Origin of the sequence: Bradyrhizobium sp. BEA-2-5 (assembly GCF_032918025.1) — a bacterium.
Taxonomy (GTDB): Bacteria; Pseudomonadota; Alphaproteobacteria; order Rhizobiales; family Xanthobacteraceae; genus Bradyrhizobium; species Bradyrhizobium pachyrhizi.
Window position 1 is genome coordinate 6,232,985 of sequence record NZ_CP136629.1, and the last position, 26,957, is coordinate 6,259,941.

The 26,957-nt window shown below is 65.5% G+C and carries 14 protein-coding genes and 2 pseudogenes; 8 read left to right on the forward strand and 8 right to left on the reverse strand.

What is annotated here, in order from left to right; genetic code table 11:
- The first annotated feature begins 105 nt into the window (after nucleotides 1-105).
- The 6 genes and pseudogenes from RX327_RS29465 to treY all read left to right on the forward strand — a co-directional run bounded on the left by RX327_RS29465 (nucleotide 106) and on the right by treY (nucleotide 14,123).
- Entirely contained in the window at nucleotides 106-2,055 is a 1,950-nt protein-coding gene (locus RX327_RS29465; RefSeq protein WP_050383259.1) for an alpha-1,4-glucan--maltose-1-phosphate maltosyltransferase, read from the forward strand.
- 10 nt (nucleotides 2,056-2,065) lie between these two features.
- Nucleotides 2,066-5,370: pseudogene (treS, locus tag RX327_RS29470) on the forward strand (maltose alpha-D-glucosyltransferase).
- A complete protein-coding gene (glgB, locus tag RX327_RS29475) occupies nucleotides 5,367-7,514 on the forward strand; it encodes a 1,4-alpha-glucan branching protein GlgB (RefSeq protein ID WP_317247907.1) in 2,148 nt (715 codons plus the stop codon). Before treS ends, glgB begins: the two are co-directional and overlap by 4 nt.
- 3 nt (nucleotides 7,515-7,517) lie before the next feature.
- Nucleotides 7,518-9,590 carry a glycogen debranching protein GlgX gene (gene glgX, locus RX327_RS29480; protein ID WP_317247908.1) on the forward strand — a complete coding sequence of 691 codons (2,073 nt, stop codon included), beginning with the start codon at nucleotides 7,518-7,520 and terminating at the stop codon, nucleotides 9,588-9,590.
- Nucleotides 9,587-11,338 (forward strand): malto-oligosyltrehalose trehalohydrolase, encoded by a 1,752-nt coding sequence (gene treZ / locus RX327_RS29485; RefSeq protein ID WP_317247909.1) that lies wholly within the window; start codon nucleotides 9,587-9,589, stop codon nucleotides 11,336-11,338. Before glgX ends, treZ begins: the two co-directional genes overlap by 4 nt.
- A 4-nt stretch (nucleotides 11,339-11,342) precedes the next feature.
- A complete protein-coding gene (gene treY, locus RX327_RS29490; RefSeq protein WP_317247910.1) occupies nucleotides 11,343-14,123 on the forward strand; it encodes a malto-oligosyltrehalose synthase in 2,781 nt (926 codons plus the stop codon).
- A 9-nt stretch (nucleotides 14,124-14,132) separates the two neighbouring features.
- Here treY and RX327_RS29495 read toward each other — a convergent pair whose 3' ends face one another.
- The gene (locus RX327_RS29495; protein ID WP_028332694.1) at nucleotides 14,133-14,441 is read right to left on the reverse strand and encodes a polyhydroxyalkanoic acid system family protein; all 309 of its coding nucleotides are present in this window, start codon (nucleotides 14,439-14,441) and stop codon (nucleotides 14,133-14,135) included.
- A gap of 168 nt (nucleotides 14,442-14,609) precedes the next feature.
- Between RX327_RS29495 and RX327_RS29500 the strand changes: the two genes are divergently transcribed.
- Nucleotides 14,610-14,774, forward strand: a complete 165-nt coding sequence (locus tag RX327_RS29500) for a DUF3309 family protein (protein WP_317247911.1) — start codon at nucleotides 14,610-14,612, stop codon at nucleotides 14,772-14,774.
- 175 nt (nucleotides 14,775-14,949) lie between these two features.
- Here RX327_RS29500 and ligD read toward each other — a convergent pair.
- Nucleotides 14,950-17,588: pseudogene (gene ligD, locus RX327_RS29505) on the reverse strand (DNA ligase D).
- A 115-nt stretch (nucleotides 17,589-17,703) separates the two neighbouring features.
- Between ligD and RX327_RS29510 the strand changes: the two are divergent.
- On the forward strand, nucleotides 17,704-18,591 hold the full coding sequence (locus RX327_RS29510) for a Ku protein (protein WP_317247912.1): 888 nt from the start codon (nucleotides 17,704-17,706) through the stop codon (nucleotides 18,589-18,591).
- A gap of 109 nt (nucleotides 18,592-18,700) precedes the next feature.
- Here RX327_RS29510 and RX327_RS29515 read toward each other — a convergent pair whose 3' ends face one another.
- From RX327_RS29515 to kdpA, 6 genes are all read right to left on the reverse strand, one after another.
- Nucleotides 18,701-18,940 (reverse strand): DUF6496 domain-containing protein, encoded by a 240-nt coding sequence (locus tag RX327_RS29515; RefSeq protein ID WP_317247913.1) that lies wholly within the window; start codon nucleotides 18,938-18,940, stop codon nucleotides 18,701-18,703.
- A gap of 84 nt (nucleotides 18,941-19,024) precedes the next feature.
- Nucleotides 19,025-19,714, reverse strand: a complete 690-nt coding sequence (locus RX327_RS29520) for a response regulator transcription factor (protein WP_317247914.1) — start codon at nucleotides 19,712-19,714, stop codon at nucleotides 19,025-19,027.
- A complete protein-coding gene (locus tag RX327_RS29525; RefSeq protein ID WP_317247915.1) occupies nucleotides 19,711-22,422 on the reverse strand; it encodes a sensor histidine kinase KdpD in 2,712 nt (903 codons plus the stop codon). The genes RX327_RS29520 and RX327_RS29525 overlap by 4 nt, the downstream gene beginning before the upstream one ends.
- A gap of 39 nt (nucleotides 22,423-22,461) precedes the next feature.
- Nucleotides 22,462-23,067 carry a K(+)-transporting ATPase subunit C gene (locus RX327_RS29530; RefSeq protein ID WP_317247916.1) on the reverse strand — a complete coding sequence of 202 codons (606 nt, stop codon included), beginning with the start codon at nucleotides 23,065-23,067 and terminating at the stop codon, nucleotides 22,462-22,464.
- Between the two features lie 12 nt (nucleotides 23,068-23,079).
- Nucleotides 23,080-25,191 carry a potassium-transporting ATPase subunit KdpB gene (gene kdpB / locus RX327_RS29535; RefSeq protein ID WP_317247917.1) on the reverse strand — a complete coding sequence of 704 codons (2,112 nt, stop codon included), beginning with the start codon at nucleotides 25,189-25,191 and terminating at the stop codon, nucleotides 23,080-23,082.
- 22 nt (nucleotides 25,192-25,213) lie between these two features.
- A complete protein-coding gene (gene kdpA / locus RX327_RS29540; protein WP_317247918.1) occupies nucleotides 25,214-26,917 on the reverse strand; it encodes a potassium-transporting ATPase subunit KdpA in 1,704 nt (567 codons plus the stop codon).
- Nucleotides 26,918-26,957: the final 40 nt, after the last annotated feature.

Consider the following 26,957-nt stretch of genomic DNA (forward strand, 5'->3'; position numbering starts at 1 on the left):
GTTCCCACCGGGAACCATTGCCCGGCGAGCGGCTTTCTATATGGGTCTGGCGCGCCTCCTTCCCGGCGCCGGGACGTCATTTGCATTTTTAATGGCGGCATCACCGTGAACAAAACCCTCCGGCCTGTCGAGAGTGCCCATGGCACTTTTCATATCACCGATGTCTATCCGTCGGTTGATGGCGGCCGCTTTCCGGTCAAGCGCATTGTGGGCGAACCTGTCGAGGTGTGGGCCGACATCTACCGTGCCGGACATGACGTGATATCGGCGGCATTGGTGTGGCGGCGCGAGGGCGACAGCGAATGGCAGGTCGCGCCGATGACGGCGCACAGCGATGACCGCTGGGGCGGCGCTTTCGTGCCCGACCGGCCCGGCCGCTACGCCTTCGCGATCGAGGCCTGGACCGATGAATTCGCCAGCTGGCGGCATCGCTTCGAGCAGAAGCCGCGCGACGGCAGCGATCACACGCTGGACGCGCTCGAGGGCGCGGGCATGCTGACCCAGGCGCAGGCCGGCAGCCCGGCGGCGGCGGCCGTCATCATCAGGCAGTGCGAAATCTTTCTGCAGACCGGCGAACCAGGTGCGCTGCTCGCGCCCGAATTGCGGGAGGCGATGGCCGGCAGCCAGTTTCGCCGCGATCTGATGCGATCGCAGCTCTACGCGCTGACCGCGGACCGCCCGCGGGCGCGCAGCGGCGCATGGTACCAGATGTTTCCGCGCAGCCAGGGCAAGACACCGGGCATGCATGCAACCTTCAACGACTGCATCGCGCGGCTTCCCGACATCGCCGCGATGGGCTTTGACGTCGTCCTGCTCGCGCCGATCCACCCGATCGGCCGGCAGCACCGCAAGGGCCGCAACAATGCCACGACCGCGCAGGCGGGCGATCCCGGCAGCCCCTATGCGATCGGCGCAGCCGAGGGCGGCCACGACGCCGTGCATCCGGAACTCGGCACGCTCGACGACTTCCGCGCCTTCGTGGCGGCAAGCCAGGCGCATGGCCTCGAGGTCGCGCTCGATTTCGCCGTGCAGTGCTCCCCCGATCATCCCTGGCTGACCGAGCACCCAGAGTGGTTCAAGCGGCGCCCGGACGGATCGATGCGCACCGCCGAGCATCCCCCGCAGCGCTGGGAGGATGTCGTCAACCCGGATTTCGGATCCGAAGACGCCGGCGCCCTGTGGCGCGCGCTGCGCGACGTCGTGCTGTTCTGGGTCGAACAGGGCGTCAGGATCTTCCGGGTCGACAATCCGCACACCAAGCCGCTGGCGTTCTGGGAGTGGCTGATCCGCGAGGTGCGGGAGCGCGACGCGGACGTGCTGTTCCTTGCGGAAGCCTTCGCGCGGCCGAAACTGATGAAGGGCCTCGCCAAGCTCGGCTTCACACAGTCCTACAGCTATTTCACCTGGCGGACGCAGCGCTTCGAGCTCGAACAATATCTCGGCGAGTTGGCCTCCTATCCCGAGCGTGACTTCTTTCGGCCGAATTTCTTCGTCAACACACCGGACGTCCTGCCCTTCCACCTGCAAAGCGGCGAATCCTGGATGTTCAAGTCGCGTCTCGCGCTCGCCGCGACGCTTTCAAGCAGCTATGGCATCTACAGCGGCTTCGAATTGCTCGAACACACGCCGGTCCCCGGCCGCGAGGAATATCTCAACTCCGAGAAGTACGAGATCAGGGTACGCAACTGGGAGCAGCCGGGGAACATCAAGCCCTATATCGCGGCTCTCAACCGGATCAGACGCGGCAATCCGGCCCTGCAACAATTCGCCAATTTGCGCTTTATCAGTGTCGATGACGGCGGCGTGATCGGCTTCATCAAGGAGGCGGTCGATCAGGGCAATGTGATCGCGGCCGCGATTGCATTGTCAGCCGAGCTGCGTGAGGTCTGGCTGCCGCTCGGCGACGTCATGGTCGGCCGTGGCGATGCCCGCCGCCCCGTCTCGGCAGTGGAAGACCTTGTCACCGGAGAGCGCCACGCGCTCGAATGGGGAGGCATCCGTCTACGTATAGATCCTGCGCGCGATCCCGCGTTGCTGCTGCGCTGTGTCGCCTGAAGGAGCCGTCATGAACGTATTCTCCTCCGTCAATACCCAGGAGAAGGTCGCAACCGATACTGCGGACGAGCTCTGGTACAAGGACGCCATCATCTACCAGCTCCACGTCAAGGCCTTCGCCGACAGCAACAATGACGGTATCGGCGACTTCGCGGGGCTGACCGAGAAGCTGCCCTATCTCCAGGAGCTCGGCGTCACGGCGCTGTGGCTGCTGCCGTTCTACCCCTCGCCCGGCCGCGACGACGGCTACGACATCGCCGATTACGGCTCGGTCAATCCCGATTTCGGGACGATGAAGGATTTCAAGCGCTTCATCCAGGAGGCGCAGAAGCGCGGCCTGCGCGTCATCACCGAGCTCGTCGTCAACCACACCTCGGACCAGCACCAATGGTTCAAGCGCGCGCGCCGCAGCCATCCGGGCTCCAGCGCCCGCAACTGGTATGTCTGGAGCGACACCGACCAGAAATACCAGGGCACGCGCATCATCTTCACCGACACGGAGAAGTCGAACTGGACCTGGGATCCCGAGGCCGGCGCGTTCTACTGGCACCGCTTCTTCTCGCACCAGCCGGACCTCAACTTCGACAATCCGCGCGTGGTGAGCGCCATCATTCAGGTCATGAAGCGCTGGTTGGACGCCGGCGTCGACGGCTTCCGGTTAGATGCCATTCCCTATCTCTGCGAGCGCGAGGGCACCTCGAACGAGAACCTGCCCGAGACGCACACCATCATCAAGCGCCTGCGCCAGGAGCTCGACGCGTATTCGAAGGGCAAGCTGCTGCTGGCCGAGGCCAATCAATGGCCGGAGGACGTGCAGGAGTATTTCGGCCGTGGCGACGAATGCCACATGGCCTACCATTTCCCGCTGATGCCGCGCATCTACATGGCGATCGCACAGGAGGACCGCTTCCCGATCACCGACATCCTGCGCCAGACGCCGGATATTCCCGCCGCTGCCAATGGGCGCTGTTTCTGCGCAACCATGACGAGCTGACGCTGGAGATGGTCACCGACGTCGAGCGCGACTATCTCTGGACCACCTACGCCAACGATCCGCGCGCGCGCATCAATGTCGGCATCCGCCGGCGCCTTGCGCCGCTGATGGACAACGACCGCCGCAAGATCGAGCTGATGAACTCGCTGCTGCTGTCGTTCCCGGGCACGCCGATCATCTATTACGGCGACGAGATCGGGATGGGCGACAACATCTATCTCGGCGACCGCAACGGCGTGCGCACGCCGATGCAGTGGAGCCCGGACCGCAACGGCGGCTTCTCGCGCTGCGACCCGGCCCGCCTCTACGCGCCGCTGATCATGGATCCCGTCTACGGCTATGAATCCGTGAACGTGGAGGCGCAGTCGCGCAGCCTGTCCTCGCTGCTCAGCGCCACCAAACGGCTGATCTCGGTGCGCAAGTCGACGCTCGCCTTCGGCCGCGGCAGCATGACCTTCATCCGCCCGGCCAACCGCGCCGTGCTCGCCTATGTCCGGCAGTACCAGGGCGAAGCGATCCTCTGCGTCGCCAATCTCTCGCGCGCCGCACAGGCGACCGAGCTCGACCTGTCACCGTGGAAGGACCGCATCCCGCAGGAGATGCTCGGCCGCACCCGCTTTCCCGCGATCGGCGAGCTGCCCTACATGATCACGCTCGGGCCCTACGGCTTCTACTGGTTCCAGCTGCTGGAACGCGACAAGTCCGAGCCGGTGACGCCGCGCGCGGTGCCGGAGTTCGAAACGCTGGTCGTGCCGGTGAATTCGAACTGGGTCTCCCTCGCCCGCGAGCGCGGCGTGTTCGAGCGCGACGTGCTGCCGGGCCATCTCGCCCGCACGCGCTGGTATCCGGAACGATCCGCGAGCGCGATCCAGCCGATGCTGGTCGCCGCGATCCCGTTCTGCGACATCGGCGACAACAGGCCCTGGATCGCGTTCTTCGAGACCGGGCAAGGGGACGCGGCCGCACGCTACGTTCTGCCGCTGCAGATCGAATGGGTGCGCTTCGACCGCGAGCGCTTCAACCCCAGGGCGCTCGCTGCCGTGCGCCAGGGCGCACGCGAGGGCACGCTGCTCGACGTCGCGACCGACCAAATCTTCATCGGCCTATTCCTGCGCAATTTGCGGGAAAACCTCACGGTCGACGAAGGTGAGCAAGGCCTCAAGCTCGAATTCCGGCCGACCAGCCGCTTCTCCGACCGGCCGGTGCGGCAGCCCGAGCGCATCCGGGTCTTCGAGAACGACCAGCCGCATTCGACCGCGCTGGTCGACAACGAATATGTCACCAAGATCTACCGCAAGCTCGAGGTTGGCATCAATCCGGAGATCGAGATGGGCCGCTTCCTCACCGAGGTGGTCAACTTTCCGAACACCCCCGCCTTGCTCGGCACCGCCGAGCTGATCGAGGGCGACAAGCGCAGCGCCATCGCCGTCCTGCATGCGATGGTCGTCAACCAGGGCGACCTCTGGACCATCGCAGGCGCACACCTCGACCGCCTGGTCGAACGGCAGCGCCTGCTGACAGTGAGCGAGCACCCCGTGGAGAACGGCGACCAGGCCACCTATCTGCGCCACATGTCGCATAGCGGAAAGCGGCTCGCCGAGCTGCATCTGGCGCTCGCCAGCAACCGCGACCTGCCGGACTTCGCGCCCGAGCCGACCAAGCCCGACGACCTGCAGCGCTGGGCCGACGAGATCATGGCGCGGGCCGAGCGCGTGTTCGATACGCTGAAGCAGCGGCGCGGCTCCCTGAAGGAGGCCGACCGGCTGCTGGCCGATCAGTTGCAGGCCCAGCATGACACGCTGCCGGAGCGGCTCAAGGCACTGCTGCCGCGAGAAACCGACGGCTTCAACATCCGCCATCACGGCGACCTGCATCTCGGTCAGTTGCTGGTGGTCAAGGACGACGTCTTCATCATCGATTTCGACGGCGGACCGGGCCGCACCATCGCCGAGCGGCGGCGCAAGGCATCGCCGGCGCGCGACGTCGCCGGCCTGATCCGTTCGATCGACTATGCGGCGACCGCCGCGCTGGAACGGACGCTCAAGGTCTCCCCCGATGAGAGCGGCCGGTTGAGCCTCGCCTTGGCCGAATGGCGCGACCAGGCTGCGGATACCCTGCTGGCGGCCTATCGCGAGACGGTGGCCGGCCAGCGGCTGTGGCCCGCCGACGCCAAGACGGCCGATCGCCTGCTCAATTTTTTCCTGCTTGAGAAAGCCTTCTATGAGATCGAGTATGAGCTGGCCAACCGGCCGGATTGGCTGCGGGTGCCGCTCACCGGCCTGCTGAGGATCCTGGCGCAACAGCCGCATGAGGTTGCATGAGCAAACTGCCTGCCGAGGCCTATGCGATCATCGAGGGCCGCCATTCCGATCCCTTCCACTATCTCGGGCTGCATCCCGAGGGTGATCGCAACGTCGTGCGCGCCTTCCTGCCCGATGCCAGCAATGTCGAGGCGATCGGCGAGCATGGCGAGACCGCACAGCTGGCGCGGATCCATGACGCCGGCCTGTTCGCAGGCCCCCTGCCGAACGGCTCGACGCGCTACCAGCTCCGCGCCCGCTTCGGTGACGACGTCGTCGAGTTCGAGGACGCCTACCGTTTTCCGCCGATCCTGACCGATTTTGATCTCTACCTGCTCGGCGAAGGCACCCATCAGCGCCTCTACGACAAGCTCGGCGCGCACCCGGTGCAGCTCGACGGCGTCGACGGCATCGGCTTCGTGGTGCTGGCGCCGAATGCGCGCCGCGTGTCCGTGGTCGGCGACTTCAACTTCTGGGACGGTCGGCGCCATCCGATGCGGGTGCGCGGCAGCGGCTACTGGGAGCTGTTCATCCCGCATGCGAAGACCGGCGATCACTACAAGTTCGAGATCATCGGGCGCAACGGCCAGCATCTGCCGCTGAAGTCCGATCCCCTGGCGTTCGCCGCCGAGGTGCGCCCGAAGACCGCCTCGATCGTGATCGACGAGCGCAGGATCCCGCATCCGCGCCCGGCGCCGGATCGCGTCAACGCGCTGAGCTCGCCGATGTCGATCTACGAGGTCCATCTCGGCTCATGGCGGCGCAAGAACGACAATGAATGGCTGACCTATCGCGAGCTGGCCGAGCAGCTGCCGGCCTACGCCCGCGACATGGGCTTCACCCATCTCGAATTCCTGCCGATATCCGAGCATCCCTTCGACGGCTCGTGGGGCTACCAGCCGACCGGCCTCTATGCGCCGACCAGCCGCTTCGGCACACCCGACGAGTTTGCGGCACTGGTCGATGCCTGCCACCGCGAAGGCATCGGCGTCTTGCTCGACTGGGTGCCCGGTCATTTCCCGGACGATCCGCACGGGCTCGGCCATTTCGACGGCACTTCGCTCTACGAGCACGCCAACCCGCTGCAGGGGCGCCACCTCGACTGGGGCACGCTGATCTACAATTACGGCCGCACCGAAGTGACGAACTTCCTGGTGTCGAATGCACTGTTCTGGCTGGAGCGCTATGCGATCGACGGACTGCGCGTCGATGCGGTCGCGTCCATGCTCTATCTCGACTACAGCCGCCCTCCCGGCGCGTGGATCCCGAACCAGTATGGCGGCCGAGAGAACATCGAGGCGATCGACTTCCTGCGCCGCTTCAACACGGAAGTGTTCACCCGCTTTCCGCAGGCGACCACCGCCGCCGAGGAGTCCACCGCCTGGCCGCAGGTCTCGCGCCCGGTCGAATTCGGCGGGCTCGGCTTCGGCTACAAGTGGAACATGGGGTGGATGCACGACACGCTGAGCTACATCAGCAAGGATCCGATCTACCGCAAGCACCATCACGGCGAGATCCTGTTCGGCCTGCACTACGCGTTCTCGGAAAACTTCATCCTGCCGCTGTCGCATGACGAGGTCGTGCACGGCAAGCGCTCCATCCTCGGCCGCATGCCCGGCGACGAGTGGCAGCGCTTCGCCAATTTGCGCGCCTATTACAGCTTCATGTTCGGCCATCCCGGCAAGAAGCTGCTGTTCATGGGCTGCGAGTTCGGCCAGGAACGCGAGTGGAATCACGACTATTCGATCGATTGGCATCTGCTGCAACAACCGAAGCACAGCGGCATCCAGAACCTGGTCCGCGACCTCAACCGGCTCTATCGCGCGGTGCCGGCGCTGCACCAGATGGATTGCGACCAGGCCGGCTTCGAATGGCTGGTCACCGATGACGCCAACCGCAACGTGTTCGCCTGGCTGCGCAAGGGCAATGATGCGCGCGCACGCTGCCTCGTGATCGCGAACTTCTCACCCAGCGTCTACCGCGACTATCGCGTCCGGGTGCCCTTCGCGGGCAAGTGGCACGAGGTGTTCAACTCGGATTCCGCACATTACGGCGGCACCAATGTCGGCAATGTCGGCGAGGTGCGCGCATCGGAGGACGCCACGCCCGAACTGAGCCTGACCATTCCGCCGCTGGCTGCGATCTTCCTCGTACCGGAAAGCTGATTGATGCGACTGACCGGGGGTACGTCCGCACGGCTCGGTGCAAGCTGGGACGGCAGAGGCACCAATTTCGCGCTGTTCTCCGCCAACGCGCAGAAGGTCGAGCTCTGCCTGTTCGACGCACAAGGCCGCCGCGAGCTCGAGCGCATCGAACTGCCTGAGAAGACCGAGGATGTCTGGCACGGCTATCTCAACGACGTTTCGCCCGGCCAGCTCTATGGCTACCGCGTGCACGGCCCTTACGAGCCCGAGCAAGGTCACCGCTTCAACGCCAACAAGCTGGTGCTCGACCCCTATGCCAAGCGGCTTGCCGGGCGGCTGGTCTGGAGCGATGCGCATTTCGCCTACCGCACCGGGAGCCCGCGCGAGGACCTCTCCTTCGACCGGCGCGACAATGCGCGGGGTATGCCGAAGGCCGTCGTGGTCGACGAGACCTTCAACTGGGGCCGCCGCGAGATCCGCCCCAACATCCCCTGGGAAGACACCATCATCTACGAGGCCCACGTCAAGGGCCTGACGCAGAAACGCGACGACGTGCCGCCGAATTTGCGCGGCACCTATGGCGGCCTGTCCTCGCCGGCGATGATCGAGCACCTGAAGAAGCTCGGGGTCACCACGGTCGAGCTGCTGCCGATCCACAGCCTGATTGATGACCGTATCCTGGTCGAGAAGAAACTGGCGAACTACTGGGGCTACAACACCATCGCCTTCTTCGCGCCCGAGCCGCGCTACGCCCAGGACAATGCACTGGATTCCTTCCGCACCACGGTGGCGCGGCTGCACGATGCCGGCATCGAGGTGATGCTCGACGTCGTCTACAACCACACTGCCGAGGGCAACCATCTCGGCCCGACGCTGTGCTATCGCGGCATCGACAACGCCTCCTACTACTGGCTCAACCGTGAGAACCCGCGCTATTACGACGACTTCACCGGCTGCGGCTCGTCGGTGAACCTGACCCATCCGCGCGTGCTGCAGATGGTGATGGATTCCCTGCGCTACTGGGTCGAGGTCTGCCACGTCGACGGCTTCCGCTTCGACCTCGCCACCACGCTGGCACGCGGGCCGAACGGCTTCGATCGCGGCAGCTCGTTCCTGACCGCGGTCCGGCAGGACCCGGTGCTGGCGACCGTCAAGCTCGTCGCCGAGCCATGGGACCTTGGCCTCGGCGGCTACCAGGTCGGCGCATTCCCCTCGCAATGGTCGGAATGGAACGACCGCTATCGCAGCGCCATGCGCCGCTACTGGAGCGGCGAAGGCAGCCTGATTGGCGACATTTCCAGCCGCATGACCGCATCGTCCGACCTCTTCAACCACGACGGACGGCGACCGCGCGCCAGCATCAACCACATCACCGTCCACGACGGCTTCACGCTCGCCGACCTCTTCAGCTACAACGAGAAGCACAACGAGGCCAATGGCGAGGACAATCGCGACGGCTCCAACGATAATCACAGCAACAATTGCGGCCATGAAGGCCCGATCGACGATCCCGCCATCATCGCGCTGCGCCGCCAGCTCAGGAAGAACGTGCTGGCCTGCCTGATGCTGGCGCAGGGCGTTCCGCTGATCCTCGCCGGCGACGAGGTCGGCAACTCGCAATCCGGCAACAACAACGCCTATTGCCAGGACAACGAAGTCGGCTGGGTCGGCTGGGACAACCTCGACACCGACGACGACGCCATCGATTTCATCGGCCACCTCACTGCGCTGCGCCAGCGCTTCGGCCAGATCCGCTGCCAACGCTGGCTCGACGGCCGCCGCACCGACGGCAGCTACGGCGTGCTCTGGCTGACGCCGGCAGCGGAGGAGATGAAGGAATCCGACTGGAAATTCCCGGAGAGCCGATTCCTCGCCTATGTGCTGGGGCCGATGGAACCAGGACAGGCGCCGATCTTTATCGTGCTCAATGCCGCACCGCAGGAGATCGTGTTCAGGATGCCGAGGATGGCGGAATACAAGAGCTGGCGGCAGGTCTTGAACACGACCAAGGCCGAACAAACGGCTGAGCAGTTCGCATCCGGCGCCGATACCAGGGCACCGCCGCGCTCGGTGCTGGCATTTGCAGGCTCCACATGAATAGACAACATTTCGGCGCCGAGCTGACACCTGACGGCACGCGCTTCCGGCTCTGGGCGCCGGAGGCCAAGCGCGTCGACCTCCTGCTCGACAAACCGCATCGGCTTACGCGCGATGCCGCCGGCTGGTATATCGCCGAGATCCCGGGCGCGGGCGCCGGCACGCGTTACAAATTCCGCATCGACGACGAGATCGACGTGCCGGATCCTGCTTCGGCCTTCCAGCCCGAGGACGTGTTCGGCCCGAGCGAGGTGATCGATCACGACGCCTTCGTATGGCGCGCGCGCGAATGGCGCGGCCGTCCCTGGGAAGAGACGGTGCTGATCGAGACTCATGTCGGCACCTTCACGCCGGAGGGCACCTACCGCGCCATGATCGACAAGCTCGATCATCTGGCGGCGACCGGCATCACCGCGCTCGAATTGATGCCGCTGGCTGATTTCGCCGGACGCCGCGGCTGGGGCTATGACGGCGTGCTGTGGTATGCGCCCGACAGCGCCTATGGCCGGCCCGAAGACCTGAAGATGCTGATCGACGAGGCCCATCTGCGCGGGCTGATGGTGTTTCTCGACGTGGTCTACAATCATTTCGGCCCGGAAGGAAACTACCTCGGCCGCTATGCGCCGACCTTCTTCACCGATGCGCACACGCCGTGGGGCAGTGCGATCGATTATCGCGTGCCCGAGGTGCGCGCGTTTGCGATCGGCAGCGTGGTGAGCTGGCTGCGCGACTATCGCTTCGACGGCCTGCGGTTCGATGCGGTCAATACCATCGTCGAAGCCGGCGAAGTCTCCGTGCTCCATGACTTCAGCAACGCCGCCGGCAAGCTCGCCACCGAGACCGGCCGCTACATCAACCTCGTGCTCGAGAACGGCGACAACATTGCAAGCCTGCTCGATGCCGCCGAGGATCCGCCGCACGGCAAATTCCGCGGCCAGTGGAACGACGACTATCATCACGCCTGGCACGTGCTGCTGACCGGCGAGACCCAGGGCTATTATGGCGACTACCGGGCGCCGAAGCAGGACCTCGCACGCGCGCTGTCGTCCGGCTACATCTACCAGGGCGAAGTCTCGGAGTTCTGGGGCGGCAAGGCCCGCGGCGAGCCGAGCGGCATGCTGTCGCCGACCTGCTTCGTCAATTTCCTGCAGAACCACGACCAGATCGGCAACCGTCCGCTTGGCGATCGTCTCGTCAGCATTGCCAGGCCGGAGGCGGTCGCGGCGGCGCTGGCGGTAACGCTGATCGCGCCGACCACGCCGATGCTGTTCATGGGCGAGGAATGGGGCGCGACGACGCCCTTCCCGTTCTTCTGCGATTTCAAGGGCGATCTAGCCAATGCCGTCCGCGCCGGACGGCGCAAGGAGTTCGCCTGGGCCTATGCCAAATATGGCGACGACATTCCCGACCCGCTTGCCGACGAAACCGTGCGGTCGGCCGTGCTCGACTGGGCGGCGATCGGCCATGATCCGGCGCGCGCGCGGCTTGCGCTGGTGCGCGACCTGCTCGCCGTGCGCCGGCAGGAGATCGTTCCCCGGCTCAGAGGGTGCCGCTTCGGCGACGCCATCGTGGCGGGCGACCTGCTGACGGCGCATTGGCAGATGGGCGACGGCGGCACGCTGCGGCTGACAGCCAATTTGTCCGATCGTGACATCCCCGATGGACCGGAGCCGAAGGGAACTGCGATCTGGGGCGGCGCGTTGTCGAGCGACCTCCCCGGCTGGGCGGTGCGCTGGCACATCGGATAGCACAATGCCTCCGGCGATCCCGATCGCGACATACCGACTGCAACTCACTGCCGATTTCGACTTCGATGCCGCCGCCGGCGTGACGCCCTATCTGAAGGCGCTCGGCATCAGCCATGTCTATGCGTCGCCCTTCATGAAGGCGCGCAAGGGCTCGACCCACGGCTATGACGTCGTCGATCACACCAAATTCAATCCGGAGCTCGGCGGCGAGGAGGGCTTTGCGCGGCTGAGCGATGCATTGAAGCGCCATGATCTCGGCCTGATCCTGGATTTCGTGCCGAACCATGTCGGCGTTCACTTCGCCGACAATCCGTGGTGGCTCGATGTGCTGGAATGGGGACCGGTGTCGCCGCACGCGATCTCCTTCGACATCGATTGGGACCAGCTGCCCTATCGTGCGCGCGGCGGCGTGCTGTTGCCGATCCTCGGCTCGTCCTATGGCCAGGCGCTGGAGCGCGGCGACATCGAGCTGCGCTATGACGCGAACGAGGGCAGCTTCTCGGCCTGGTATTTCGAGCACCGCCTGCCGATCGCGCCGGAGCGCTATGGCGAGGTGCTGCGCACCGTCGTCCGCGAGGCCGCCGCCGAAGACAGCCCGACCGGACGCGCGATGCTCGAGCTCGCCGCGCAATACCGGGGGCTGCGTCACCCCAACCGCGCCGAAGCGCCGGCGCTGAAGGCGGCGCTCAAGGAGATCGCGGGCGCCGCCGACATCATCGGTCGCGGCCTTGCCGTCTATCGCGCCGGCAAGGACCGCCCGGCGCAGACCCTGACGCTGCATCATCTGCTGGAGCGCCAGCACTACAAGCTCGGGCACTGGCGGCTCGCCTCCAGCGACATCAACTATCGCCGCTTCTTCGACGTCAACACGCTGGCCGGCCTCCGGGTCGAGGACGCTGCTACCTTCGAGGCGAGCCATAGCCTCGTCAAGCGGCTGATCGCGGAAGACCGGCTGCAGGGCCTGCGGCTCGACCATATCGACGGCCTGCGCGATCCCGCGCAGTATTTCCAGCGGCTGCGCCGTCTGGTCCGCTCCGCGCAGGGCACGAAGGCCAGGCCGTTCTACATGGTGATCGAGAAGATCCTCGGCGAGGACGAGAAGCTGCTGAAATTCAGCGGCGTTCACGGCACCACCGGCTATGAATGGATGAACACGATCAGCCAGGCACTGGTCGACGGTCGCGGCCTCGATCCGCTCAACGAGATCTGGCGCCAGATCAGCAACCAGTCGCCGAACCTGACGCCGGTGTTGCGCGAGGCCAAGCAGCGCGTGCTGGAGACGCTGCTCACCAGCGAATTCACGGTGCTGACGCGGCTGCTCGCGCGCATTGCCAGCGGACACTACTCGACCCGCGACTTCTCCGGCGACAGTCTGCGGCAGGCTCTCGAGCTCTACGTGCTGCACTTTCCGGTCTATCGAACCTATCTCACCGCCTCGGGACCAGCCGCGCATGACCGCACGCTGATCAGCGAGACCATCAAGCGCGCCCGCGGGGAGTGGTTTGCCGCCGACGAGGGCATCTTCGACTTCCTGCGCGATGCCCTCACCATGGACCTGCTCAAGCCCGGCCGTCCCCCGCACAGCGCCACGCGCGTGCGCCGCTTCGCGCTGAAGGTGCAGCAATTCACCGGGCCGATGATGGCGAAGTCGCTGGAGGACACCGCGTTCTATCAATTCCACCGGCTGCTTGCGCTGAACGAGGTCGGCGGCGATCCGGCGGCGAGCGCGATCGCGCCCGAGACCTTCCACGCCATGATGCAGGCCCGCGCCCGCGAATGGCCGCACGGCATGACGGCGACCGCGACCCACGACACCAAGCGCGGCGAGGACGCCCGCGCCCGCATCATGGCGCTTGCGGAAATCCCCGGCGAATGGACCAGCGCGGTGGCGCGCTGGAAGGTGTTGAACGCGCCGCATCTGATGCTCGACGGCGAGATGCGCGCGCCATCGGCGACGTTCGAATACATGCTGTATCAGGCCCTGCTCGGTGCCTGGGATCCCGATGATGCGTCGCTCGCCGCCCGCATCCAGGCGTACGCGCTGAAGGCGGCGCGCGAGGGTAAGCAGGAAACCAGCTGGCTCAATCCGCACGAGCCTTACGAGGCGGGCGTGAAAGCCTTCATCGAGCGGATCCTCGATCGCAAGGCCTCACCCGAATTTCTCCAAGCGCTGGACACGCTCGCGCAACGGACCGCGTTGATCGGCGCGCTGAATTCGCTCAGCCAGATCACGCTGAAGGCAACCATGCCGGGCGTGCCGGATTTCTACCAGGGCACCGAAAGCTGGGATCTTTCGCTGGTCGATCCGGACAACCGCCGCCCGGTCGACTTTACCGAACGGGCAGGAATGCTCGCCGCACTGGAGATGCCGGATTGGGATGCGCTGGCGCAAAACTGGCGCGACGGCCGTCTCAAATTCGCATGGACGCGGCATCTGCTACGGCTCCGCAGCGAGATGGCCGATGTGTTCACCAGCGGCGACTACGTGCCGCTCGCCGTCAGCGGCCCGCACCGCGATCACGTCATTGCCTTCGCGCGACGCCATGGCCGCGAGGCGGCCATCGTTGCGGTGGCAAGATCATTCGCCCCGTTCACGCAGGGCGGCCGCAGCTGGCCGCGCCCCGGAGCTTTTGAGGGTGAAATCGACGCAGCTGGATATGCGCTCAGGGATGGCGCAACCAGGATTCAGCTCCCGGAACTGTTCGGCAATCTGCCGGTTGCCGTGCTCAAGACAAGGGTCGCGGGGACGAAACGCACCGCCAAGCAGGCGCGCTCGCACGCCTGACGTCCTGCGTCAGCGCTTGGTCAGCAGCAATTGCCCGCGCTTGCGGATCGCCGCCTGCGCGACCTCGGCGAACCGTTGCAGCAGCCACGGCAGCGTCACCTCGACCCGCACATGGGCATCCTCGACATCGACATGCCCGGCCGCGACCTGCCCCAGCGCCCGGACGCGAAAGCTCATCCGGTTGTCGTCCCAGCGCTCCTCCTCGACGCTCATGACCGGCAGGTTCGCCGTCGCGCGCGACAGGCCCGTTTTCAAGCGGCGCATCGCCTCGTCGCGGCCGAGGCTATGGGGTATCGAAACGATCAGCGGCGCCGACATTGCGATGCACTCCTCCGTGGATTTCGTTGATGTAGTTCTGTTCCAAGGCAAACGGAAGAACCACACAGGTTTATCGCACCGCCAGCTCCGGAACCTTCACAGTTACGGGTTGTTTTCCTTCCCGAAGGGCAGAAACGAGACGGGCCCGCGGGGCTGAGGAGACGCTAGATGTCAATCGGCACGATCATTCTGATCATTCTGATCATCGCCCTGCTTGGCGGCTTCAGCGGCATCGGCGGCGGGCCATTCTACGGCACCGGCTATTATGGCGGCGGCGGCCTCGGGCTCGTCATCATCATTCTGCTGATCCTGCTGCTGATGGGACGATTGTAGCGCGCGGCGCCACTGCGCCCGATGATCCCCATCAATGACTGTCATCGCCCGCGAAGGCGGGCGATCCAGTATTCCAGAGACGGTAGCGATTGAACCGAGACGCCGCGGCGTACTGGATTCCCCGCTTCCGCGGGGTATGACGAACCAAGCCAGCGGCGCGCTTGCCCAACAGTTTCTACTGCGCGCCGAGCGTCTTCATCGCCGACTTGATCGACGACGCCGCGTCCTCGTAGCCATCCCAGGCCTTCGTCTTCGCGAGCAAGGCCGGCACAGTGCGCAGCGTGAATTTCTTCGGATCGAGATCACCGCGCAGCTGCGACCAGGTCAGCGGCATCGACACCGTCGCCCCCGGACGCGCCCGCGGCGACAACACCGCGACTGCCGTCGACATGCGGTCGTTGCGCAGATAATCCAGGAAGATCTTTCCCTTGCGCAGCTTCTTCGACATGTTGATCAGGTAGCGTTCGGGATCGTCGTCGGCCATCCACTGACAGACGCCCTGCGCGAACGCCTTGGCCTCCTTCCAGCTCACCTTGTCCGCGCACCGTGGAGCAGCGGCACCACGACGTGCAGGCCCTTGCCGCCCGTGGTCTTGCAGAAGCTGTCCATGCCGATGTCGGAAAGGCGCTGCCGCATCTCCTTGGCCGCCTCGACGACGCCGGCGAAGTCGACGTCGGGCGCGGGATCGAGATCGAACACCAGCCGACCCGGCGTGTCATAGGCATAAGGCGCGCAATTCCAGGGATGCAGCTCGACGCCGCCGATCTGCGCCACGGCGGCGAGCCCCTCGATCCGATCAATCTGAAGGTAGGGCTTGCGGTCGCCGGAGACCTTCGCAAGCTTGAGCAATTTTGATGTGCCGGCCATCGCATGGCGCTGGAAGAAGCACTCGCCCTTGATGCCGTCCGGCGCGCGGATCAGCGAACACGGCCGGCCCTTGAGATAGGAAATCATCCATTCGCCAACCGCCTCGAAATAGTTCGCGAGGTCGAGCTTGGTCACCGGCTCGCCATCGCCCGCATCAGGCCACAGCGCCTTGTCCGGGTGCGAGATGACGACACCCATCACCTCGCTGGACGCCTTCCCGGCGCCCTTCTTCGCCACGCCCTTGGCCATCGGCTTCACCACTTTGGTTACAACCGGCCGCTCCGCCTCGACCTCCTCGGCAGGCTTGTCCTGCCGCAGTCCCTTGAACGCCGCCTGGCGAATGTTGCCGTCGGCGGTGAAGCCGGCGAACTCGATCTCGGCGACGAGCTCCGGCTTCAGCCAGTGCACGTCGCGGGTCTTCCTCGGCGCATTCTTGCCGCCGAAGGGGCTCTTGGCCGCCATGGCTTTCAGCGCAGGCATGATGCGCTTGACCTTGTCCGCGCCGAAGCCGGTGCCGACCATGCCGACAAAGGCGAGATGATCGCCGCGCTGCACGCCCGCCATCAGCGAGCGGAACTTGCCGTTCGTGGTCTTGTAGCCGCCGATCACCACCTCGTGGCCGGCGCGGATTTTTGCCTTGGTCCAGTCGTCGGAGCGGCCGGAACGATAGGCACCGTCGAGCCGCTTGGAGACGATGCCCTCGAGGCCGAGCTTGCGCGCGGATTCGAGCACCGCCTCGCCGCGCTGCTCGAAATGTTCGACATAGCGGATCAGGAGGTTCTTGCCCTTGCGCGCCGCGAGCAACTGCTTCAGCCGCGTCTTGCGCTCGGCGAGCGGCAGCGGGCGCAGGTCTTCGATGCCGGCGAACAGCAGGTCGAAGGCGTAGAAGATCAGCCGATCCGTCTTGCCGTCGGAGAGCGCAGCCTGCAGCGTCGAAAAATGCGGCGTGCCGTTCTTGTCGAGCGCGACGATCTCGCCATCGATCAGCGCGTCGGGCAGCTTCGAAGCCTCCTTCACGATCGAGGCGAACTTGCCGGTCCAGTCGAGACCCTTGCGCGTCTTCAGCGTCGCCTCGCCGCCCTCGACACGGAGCTGCACCCTGTAGCCGTCGAACTTGATCTCGTGGCACCAGCCCGTGCCATTGGGTGGAGACTCCACCGCGGCGCAGAGCTGCGGCGCGACGAAATCGGGCATCTCCGATACCTGCTTCGGTTTCGCCTGCCGCGCCACTTTCAGCCGGTCCTTGGGCGCCGGCGCCTTGGTCCTGGCGCGCGCGTCCGCAGCCATGCCGTGGTTGGACTGCCAAACCGCGTCCGCCTTGGCCTTGCCGTTGCCCTTGGCCAGCATGAACGGCTTGGGCGCCCGGCCCTTGCCGGCCGCGATCTGCGCCATCGAGCGTCCGGAAGCGACCGAACGGTCCTCGTCGAGGACCTCCTCGCCGTTGCCGTCAACGGCATATTCGTCACGATGCTTGATCAGGAGCCAGTTGGTACGCTTGCCGCCAAAGCGGTCGCCCTTCATGCGCACCAGCACCCAGCTTCCATGCAGCTTCTCGCCGTGCAGGGTGAACTTCAGATCGCCCTTCTTGAAGCCGGCTTCCGGGTCATCCGATTCCCAGGTGCCGCGGTCCCACAGCATCACCGTGCCGCCGCCATATTGCCCTTCCGGAATCGTGCCTTCGAAATCGCCATAATCGAGCGGGTGGTCTTCCACCTCGACTGCCAGCCGCTTGTCGTGCGGATCGAGCGAGGGTCCCTTCGTCACCGCCCAGGACTTGAACACGCCGTCGAATTCGAGTCGCAGATCGTAGTGCAGGCGGCTGGCGTCGTGCTTCTGGATGACGAAGCGCCGCTGCTTGCTGGGTGCGACCTTGACGTCGCCTGACGGCTCGCTGGTCTTCTCGAAGTCGCGCTTCTTGCGATAGGTGGACAGGTTTCTCAGCGACACAACAAACCTCGGCAAACCTCGGCGCAAACGACGGCCGCCGCCTCCGTGCGGCCATCAGGAACCAAAACCCACGGTATCCGTTCAAGTTCCAAACTCAAGCTGTTTGGAGGCGATCATGGCCGCTCCTCGCGCCTACTGGAAAGGCACGCTCAAGCTCTCGCTGGTGTCATGTCCGGTGGCGCTCTACCCGGCCTCGACTGCGGCCGAGAAGACGCGGTTTCACCTGATCAACCGCGAGACCGGGAACCGGCTCAAGCAGCAGATGATCGATTCCGAGACCGGCGACGTCGTCGAGAGCGACCAGAAGGGCCGCGGCTACGAGCTGCGCAAGGGCAAATATGTCGAGATCGAGCCGGAGGAGCTCGAAGCGGTCCAGATCGAGAGCAATCACACCATCGACATCGAGAGCTTCGTGCCGCGCGATGAGATCGACCAGCGCTATCTCAACCATCCCTACTACATCGCGCCCGACGGCAAGGCCGCGGTCGACGCCTTCGCCGTGATCCGCGACGCCATGAAGGACGAGGAGCGCGTCGCGCTCGCCAAGATCGTGCTGACCAACCGCGAGCACGTGATGGCGATCGAGCCGCTCGGCAAGGGCCTGCTCGGCACCACGTTGCGTTTCCCATACGAGCTGCGCGAGGAGGACCAGTTCTTCGACGACATCAAGAGCCCGAAGATCACCAAGGACATGGTCGAGCTCGCCGGCCATATCCTGCGCACCAAGGCGGCGCATTTCGATCCGTCGAAATTCAAGGACGAGTATGAGTCCGCACTGAAGGCCCTGGTCCGCCGCAAGGCCGCCGGCAAGCCGATCAAGGCCGCCGAGCGCGAGGAGAAGCCAAGCAACGTGGTGAGCCTGATGGACGCCCTGCAGCAGAGCCTCAAGGGCGGCAAGAGCGGCGCAAGGCGCTCGCGCTCCACCGCGCGCCGCCTGACCTCGCATCGCCGCGCCGCCAAGAAAACGCACAGGTCAAACGCGCGGCGACGCAAGGCGGGGTGAGGCAAATTTCACTCGTCATGCCCGGGCTTGCCCGGGCATCCATCGACTTGGTCAGAACGACGTGGATGGCCGGGTCAAGCCCGGCCGTTACGAAGCAGGCAGCCTAACCCTACTTCTTCTTCGAGCTCTTCCGCTTCTTGGCTGTCTTGCGCTTCTTCGCCGTCTTCTTGGACGCCTTCTTCGGGACCTTCTTGCCCTTCTTGCGCGCCTTCGACAGTCCGATCGCGATTGCCTGCTTGCGGCTCTTCACCTTCTTCTTGGAACGGCCGCTGCGCAGCGTGCCGGCCTTGCGTTTCTTCATCGCGCCCTCGACATCGCGCGATGCCTTCCGCGAATATTTCCTTGCCATGGTTTCTCTCCCGGTGAGGGAAAGTAATCCTCGCCGCGAGCAATGGTTCCAGATCGCGGGTTGTGAGCCGTCCGGCGCTTGTGCCTAGTCCGCCGCGCGCAGCCGGTACCCGATCCCGGTTTCCGTCAGCACGTATTGCGGCCGTTCCGGATCTGCTTCGATCTTCTGCCGGAGCTGGCGGACATAGACACGCAGATATTGCGCGTCGGTCAGTTCGTCCCACAGCTCCTTCAGCAGGAAGCGATGCGTGAGCACCTTGCCGGCATGCTGAACCAGCACGCGCAACAGGTCATACTCCTTCGGCGAGAGCTTCACTTCGCGCTCGCCGACCTTGACGATGCGACGGACCAGATCGACGGAGAGATCGCCGGTGCGGAACACAGGGCGCTCGCCCTTGACCTGAAGCTGGTGGCGCAGCGCGGCGCGCAGCCGCGCCAGCAATTCCTCCATGCCGAACGGCTTGGTCAGGTAGTCGTCGGCGCCGAGATCGAGCGCCTGCACCTTGCCGGCTTCGTCGCCGCGGCTCGACAGCACCACGATCGGCACGCCTTCGTTGCGGGCGCGCATGGTGCGGAGCAGATCATGCCCCTGAACGTCGGGCAGGCCGAGATCGAGGATGATCAGCGCCGGTCCCTCACCCAGCATCTCCAGCGCCAGCTTGCCGTTCGACGCCTCCAGGATCTCGTAGCCTTGCGTCGTCAGCCCCATCCGCAGCAATTTGCGGATCGGCGGCTCGTCGTCGATGACCAGGACCTTGATCGGAGTCGCGTTCATGCAGCAGTGTCCAGCGCGTTGGTGTCGGCGGGGATCGGCAGGCGAATGGTGAGGACCGCGCCGCTCCGCTCGCTGCGATTGGCGGCGGAGATCGTGCCGCGCATCGCCTCGACGAAGCCGCGGGAGATGGCGAGCCCGAGCCCGGTGCCGGGACGGACGTGATCGCCTTTCTGCGCGCGATAGAACTTGTCGAACACGCTCTCGAGCTCGGCCGCGGGAATCCCGTTGCCTTCGTCGAGGATCTGCAGCGCGATGGTGTCGCGATCGCGCGCGCCGCGAATCGAGATCGTGGTCTCTGGCGGCGAATATTTTGCGGCATTGTCGAGCAGATTGAACAGCACCTGCTCGAACAGCACGGCATCGAGCTGGAGCATCGGCAGATCGGCGGCGAGCTCCAGCGATACCCGGTGATGCACCAGGATCTTGCTGGCGCGCCGCAGAGCGCTGCCCACGATCTCGCTGAGATCGTGCAGCGCCGTATTGGGCACGATGGCGCCGGATTCGAGCTTGGTCATGTCGAGCAGATTGGCAATGAAGCGGTTGAGCCGCTCGGATTCGTCAATCACGGTGGCGAGCAGGTCGCGCTTCTGCGCATCGCTCAGGTTGGCGCCGAGGTCGCGCAGCGCCGAGGCCGAGCCGAGCACCGAGGCGAGCGGCGTCTTCAGATCATGCGAGATCGAGGTCAACAGCGCCGAGCGCAGCCGCTCGGATTCGACCGTGCGCTTGACGCGGTCCATGTCCTCGACCAGCAGCACGCGCTCGATCGCGAGCGCGCCCTGGTCGACCAGCGCATCGAGCAGCCGGCGCTGGTCCGGCGTCAGCAGCGGGCCGGTGCGGTCGTTGTCGATGCCGATGACGCCGATCGGGCCGCGCCCGGTTCGCATCGGCAGGAACAGCCGCTTTGCGCCCGGCAACGTGTCCGAGCCGCGGCCGGCGGGGCGATCGTTGCTCCAGGCCCAATTGGCGGCGGCAAGATCGGCCTGGTCAAGCTCGTCTTCGGGCGGATAGCCGGACTTCACCGTGAGCAGGCCCTCGTCCGGCAGCAGCAGCACCACACGCACCTTCAGCATCAACGCGATCTGGTAGGCGGTCGCCCACAGCACGTCGTCGAGCGTGGCGGTGCCGGCGAGCTTGCGGCTGAAGGCATGGAGCTGCTCGGTCATCCTGATCCGGCCGATGGCGGTATCGGCCTGGATGCGCACGCGCGCCGCGACATTGGAGACCAGGAGCGCGATCAGCATGAAGAAGAAGAAGGCGGCGACATTGGTCGGGTCGGTGATCGTGAAGGTGTAGAGCGGCGGCAGGAAGAAGAAATTATAGGACAGGGAAGCCGCGACGGTCGCCAGCAGCGACGGCCATAGGCCATAGCGCACGGCGGCGCCGACCACGGCGGTGAGGAAGACGAGGTCGACATTCTCGATGCCGAAGAACGGCTGGATCAGCTTGGCCGCGCCGAGCCCGAGCGCCGCCAGCAGCAGCGCCATCAGATAGGGCCGCGGATTGAACGGCTCCTGCCGCTGCGCGGTCTGCACCGCCGCCTTGCCGACGGGCATCTCGTCACCGGCGATGACGTGGACGGTGATGTTGCCGGCGCGGCGTACCAGGTCGTGCACGACGGAGCCGCGCGTCATCTCGAACCAGCGCGAGCGCGTCGACTTGCCGATCACGATCTGGGTGACGTTGTTGCCTTGCGCGAAATTGACGACGTCATCGGCGATACGGCGGCCGACGGCGGGAATGGTCAGCGCTTCGCCGCCGAGAGCTTCCGCCAGCCGCAACGTATCGGCCAGCCGATCGCGCTCCTCGTCGGACAATTGCAGGGATCGCCGCGTCTCGATCGAGATCGCGGTGAATGGCGCATGCAGCCGGTCGGCCAGCCGCTTGGTGTAGCGCACGAGGCCGGCCGCGCGTGCATCCTCGCCCACGCAGACAAGGATGCGCTCGCCCGCGGCCCAGGGCCCGGCAATGGCATTGGCCTGCATGTGGTTGAGCAGCTGCTCGTCGACCCGCTCGGCGGTGCGCCGCAGTGCGAGCTCACGCAGTGCGGTGAGATTGCCCGGCGAGAAATAATGCTCCAGCGCCCGCTCGGCCTGCTTGGGCACATAGACCTTGCCCTCCTTCAGCCGCTGGATCAGATCGTCCGGGGTCAGGTCGATCAGCTCGATCGCATCGGCGCGGTCGAAGACCGAATCCGGCACGGTCTCACGGACCCTGACATGGGTGATCTGGGCAACGACGTCGTTCAGGCTCTCGATGTGCTGGATATTGACGGCGGTGTAGACGTCGATGCCATGGGAGAGCAGCTCCTCGACGTCGAGATAGCGCTTGGGATGGCGGCTGCCCGGTGCATTGGTATGGGCAAGCTCGTCGACCAGCGCGAGCTGCGGCCGCCGCGCGATCAATGCGTCGAGGTCCATCTCCTCGAGCGTCTGGTCGCGATAGGTTAGCCGCTTCCGCGGCAGCACCTCGAGGCCCTTCAGCAGCGTCTCGGTCTCGACCCGTCCGTGGGTTTCGACGACGCCGACCACGACGTCGACGCCCGCCTTGAGGCGGGCGTGAGCACTCGAGAGCATCTCGTAGGTTTTGCCGACGCCGGGGGCGGCGCCGATGAAGATCTTCAGCCGTCCCGATCGATCGGTCTCCCGGCGCGCCGCCTCCAGCAGCGCATCCGGCGAGGGTCGTTTGTCAGGGTCGCGCTGATTGGCCATACCGCAATATAGTCATCCTGCGAGGGGCAGCCTACTCCCCTATTTCGGCTTTGCCGCGTCGAGCGCCAGGTTGAGCGCAAGAACGTTAACACGGGGCTCGCCGATCACGCCGGCGAAGCGGCCCTGCGTGTTCTGCGTCACCAGCTCGCGCACCGCGTCCTCGGACATGCTGCGCGCCTTGGCGACCCGCGGCACCTGGAACAGCGCGGCTTCCGGCGAGATGTTCGGGTCGAGGCCGCTGGCCGAGGTCGTCACCAGGTCGACCGGCACGGCCGCGTTCGGATTCTCCGCCTTCAGCTTGTCCACATCTTCCTTGAGCCGGTCGGCCAGCGCCTTGCTGGTCGGGCCGAGGTTGGAGCCGCCCGAATTGGCGGCGTTGTAGGGGGCCGACACCGTCTTGGTCGAATCATTCGGGTCCGGCGCAAGCGTCGCCGAGGGACGGCCATGGAAGTACTTGTCGTCCTTGAATTCCTGCCCGATCAGGGCGGAGCCGATCACCTTGCCGTCCCTCTCGATGAGGCTGCCCTGCGCCTGCACGGGAAACAACGTGCCGGCAATCGCGGTCATCGCGAGCGGATAGGCAAGGCCGGTGATGGCGGTCAGCAGGACCAGCACGAGGATGGCGGGGCGGATTTCTCTCAACATGATTGCGGCTCCTTAAGCCAGGCCCAGGGCGGCGACCACGAGGTCGATCGCCTTGATGCCGATGAAGGGAATGACGATTCCGCCCAGGCCGTAGATCAAGAGGTTGCGCCGGAGCAACGCACCGGCACCGACCGCGCGATAGGCGACGCCCTTCAGCGCGAGCGGGATCAGCGCAATGATGATCAACGCGTTGAAGATGATCGCCGACAGGATGGCGCTCTGCGGGCTCGACAGGTTCATGACGTTGAGCACGTTGAGCTGGGGGTAGAACGCCAGGAACATCGCCGGGATGATCGCGAAGTACTTGGCCACGTCGTTGGCGATCGAGAACGTTGTCAGCGCGCCGCGCGTCATCAACAGCTGCTTGCCGATCTCGACCACCTCGATGAGCTTGGTCGGGTTGGAGTCGAGGTCGACCATGTTGCCGGCCTCGCGGGCGGCCTGGGTGCCGGTGTTCATGGCGACACCGACGTCGGCCTGGGCGAGCGCCGGCGCGTCGTTGGTGCCGTCGCCGCACATGGCGACCAGCTTGCCCTTGGCCTGCTCGTCGCGGATCAGCTTGAGCTTGTCCTCGGGAGTTGCCTGCGCCAGGAAGTCGTCGACGCCGGCCTCGGCGGCGATGGCGGCGGCCGTCATCGGATTGTCGCCGGTGATCATGATGGTGCGGATGCCCATGCGACGCAGCTCTGCGAAGCGCTCGCGAATGCCGCCCTTGACGATGTCCTTGAGCTGGACGATCCCGAGCAGGCGGCCGTCCCTGGCCACCGCGAGCGGCGTGCCGCCGGACTTCGAGATCTCGTCGGCGATCGACTGGATCTCGCGCGCTTCGGCGCTCATCGTCGCCGCGACCGCGCGGACGGTGTTGCCCGAGGCGACGGTGCGGGGCGAGCCGCCGTCGACATAGGCGAGGATGGCATCGACCGCACCCTTGCGCACCGACGAGCCGCCGGCATCGACACCGCTCATGCGGGTCTGCGCCGTGAACGGAACGAAGGTGGCGCCGAGCTCCGCCATGTCGCGGCCGCGGATACCGTACTTCTCCTTCGCCAGCACGACGATGGAGCGACCTTCCGGCGTCTCGTCCGCCAGCGAGGCGAGTTGGGCGGCGTCGGCCAATTCCTGCTCGGTCACACCGCGCACGGGGCGGAACGCGGTCGCCTGCCGGTTGCCGAGCGTGATGGTGCCGGTCTTGTCGAGCAACAGCGTGTCGACGTCTCCGGCGGCTTCGACCGCACGGCCCGACATCGCCAGCACGTTGAAGCGGACCAGGCGGTCCATGCCGGCGATGCCGATCGCCGACAGCAGCGCGCCGATGGTGGTCGGGATCAGCGTCACGAACAGCGCAACCAGCACGATCACCGAGATCGAGCCGCCGGCATAGGCCGCATAGCTCGGGATCGTCACGGTGGCGAACACGAAGATGATGGTGAGACCGGCGAGCAGGATGTTGAGCGCGATCTCGTTCGGCGTCTTCTGCCGCTCGGCGCCCTCGACCAGCTTGATCATGCGGTCGATGAAGGTCGAGCCCTGGGCTGCCGTGATGCGGACGCGGATCCAGTCCGACAGCACTTGCGTGCCGCCGGTCACCGCCGAACGGTCGCCGCCGGATTCGCGGATCACGGGCGCCGATTCGCCGGTGATGGCGGCCTCGTTGACGGAGGCGACGCCCTCGATCACTTCACCGTCCGAGGGGATCGTGTCGCCCGCCTCGACCAGCACGAGATCGCCGACCTTCAGCGAGGTGCCGGGCACCATGCGATAGGTCCGGTCGGTGCCGGTGAGCAGCTTGGCCTGGCTCTCGGTGCGGGTCTTGCGCAGCGTCTCGGCCTGCGCCTTGCCTCGGCCTTCGGCCACTGCTTCGGCAAGGTTGGCGAACAGCACGGTGAACCACAGCCAGAGGATGATCTGGAAGGTGAATCCGAGATTTTCCCCGCCGGTCAGGAGATCGCGCAGGAAGATCACGGTGGTGAGCGCAGCGACGATCTCGACCACGAACATGACCGGGTTCTTCGCCATCAGCCGGGGATCGAGCTTGACGAAGGCCGAGCGGATCGCCGGCACCAGGATCTTCGGGTCGAACATGGTCGACGCCGTCACCTGCTTTTGCAGTCTTGTGGTTTCCATGGTTGCACTCCGGACAATTGGATCAGAACAGGTTGCCGGCGTTCATCGCGAGGTGCTCGACGATGGGGCCGAGGGCGAGCGCCGGGAAGAACGTCAGGCCGCCCATGATCAGGATGACGCCGACGACGAGACCGACGAACAGGCCTCCGGTGGTCGGGAACGTGCCCATCGACGGCGGGATCGATTTCTTCGCCGCGAGCGATCCCGCGATCGCCATCGCCGGCACGATCATGAAGAAGCGGCCGACGAACATCGCGCTGGCGAGCGTGAGATTGTAGAAGAAGGTGTTGCCGGTGAGGCCCGCGAAGGCCGAGCCGTTGTTGCCCGTCCCCGAGGTGAAGGCGTACAGCACTTCGGTGAAGCCGTGCGGCCCGGCATTCGCCATGGAGGCGACCGCCGCCGGATAGACCACGCCGACGGCGGTCCAACCGAGAATCATCAGCGGCAGGACGAGAATGGCGAGCATCGCCATCTTGACCTCGCGCGCCTCGATCTTCTTGCCGACATATTCCGGCGTGCGGCCGACCATCAGGCCCGCGACGAAGATCGCGAGGATGACGAACAGCAGCATGCCGTACATGCCGGCGCCGACGCCGCCGACGATGATCTCTCCGAGCTGCATGTTGATCAGCGGGATCATGCCGCCGAGCGCGGTGAAGCTGTCGTGCATGGCATTGACGGCACCGCAGGAGGCGGCCGTGGTGATCACGGCGAACAGCGAGGACGCGACGATGCCGAAGCGGACCTCCTTGCCTTCCATGTTGCCGCCGGTCAGGCCCAGCGCATGCATGGTCGAGGTGCCGTTGGCTTCCGCCCAATAGCAGACGCCGACGCCGGCAACGAACAGCACGCCCATCACGGCGAGGATCGCCCAGCCCTGGCGCTGGTTGCCGACCATGCGGCCGAACACGTTGGTCAGCGCGGCACCAAGCACGAAGATCGACAGCATCTGCACGAAGTTCGACAGCGCGGTCGGGTTCTCGAAGGGGTGCGCGGCGTTGGCATTGAAGAAGCCGCCGCCATTGGTGCCGAGCATCTTGATCGCGACCTGCGAAGCGACCGGGCCGACCGCGATGGTCTGCTTGGCGCCTTCGAGCGTGGTCGCCTCGACATAGGCCCCGAGCGTCTGCGGCATGCCCTGCCAGACCAGGAACAGCGTGTAGACGATGCAGATCGGCAGCAGGATATAAAGGGTGCAGCGGGTCACATCGACCCAGAAATTGCCGACGGTGCGCATCGAGGCGCGGGCAAAGCCGCGGATCAGCGCGACCGCGAGCACGATGCCGGTCGCCGCCGACAGGAAATTCTGGTGCGTGAGGCCGACCATCTGGGTCAGATAGGACAGCGTGCTCTCGCCGCCGTAGTTCTGCCAGTTGGTGTTGGTGATGAAGGAAATCGCGGTGTTGAACGACAGGTCTTCGGCCACCGCGGACTGCCCGGCCGGATTGAATGGCAGCATGGCCTGGAGCCGCATCAGACCGTAGATGATGAGGAAGCCGCCGACATGAAACAACAACATGGCGACCGTGTAGGTCATCCAGTGCTGCTCGCGCTTCTCATCGACACCGGAGATCCAATAGATGCCGGCCTCGACCGGGCGCAGGACGGGCGACAGGAATGTGCGCTCGCCGTTGAACACGCGCGTCATGTACCAGCCGAGCGGCTTGACCAGCGCGGCAACGATCGCGCAGAACAGAATAATTTGAATCCAGCCGATGACGGTCATTGCGTCAAACCTTTCGAATGGGAGCGAAGCGCAGCATCGA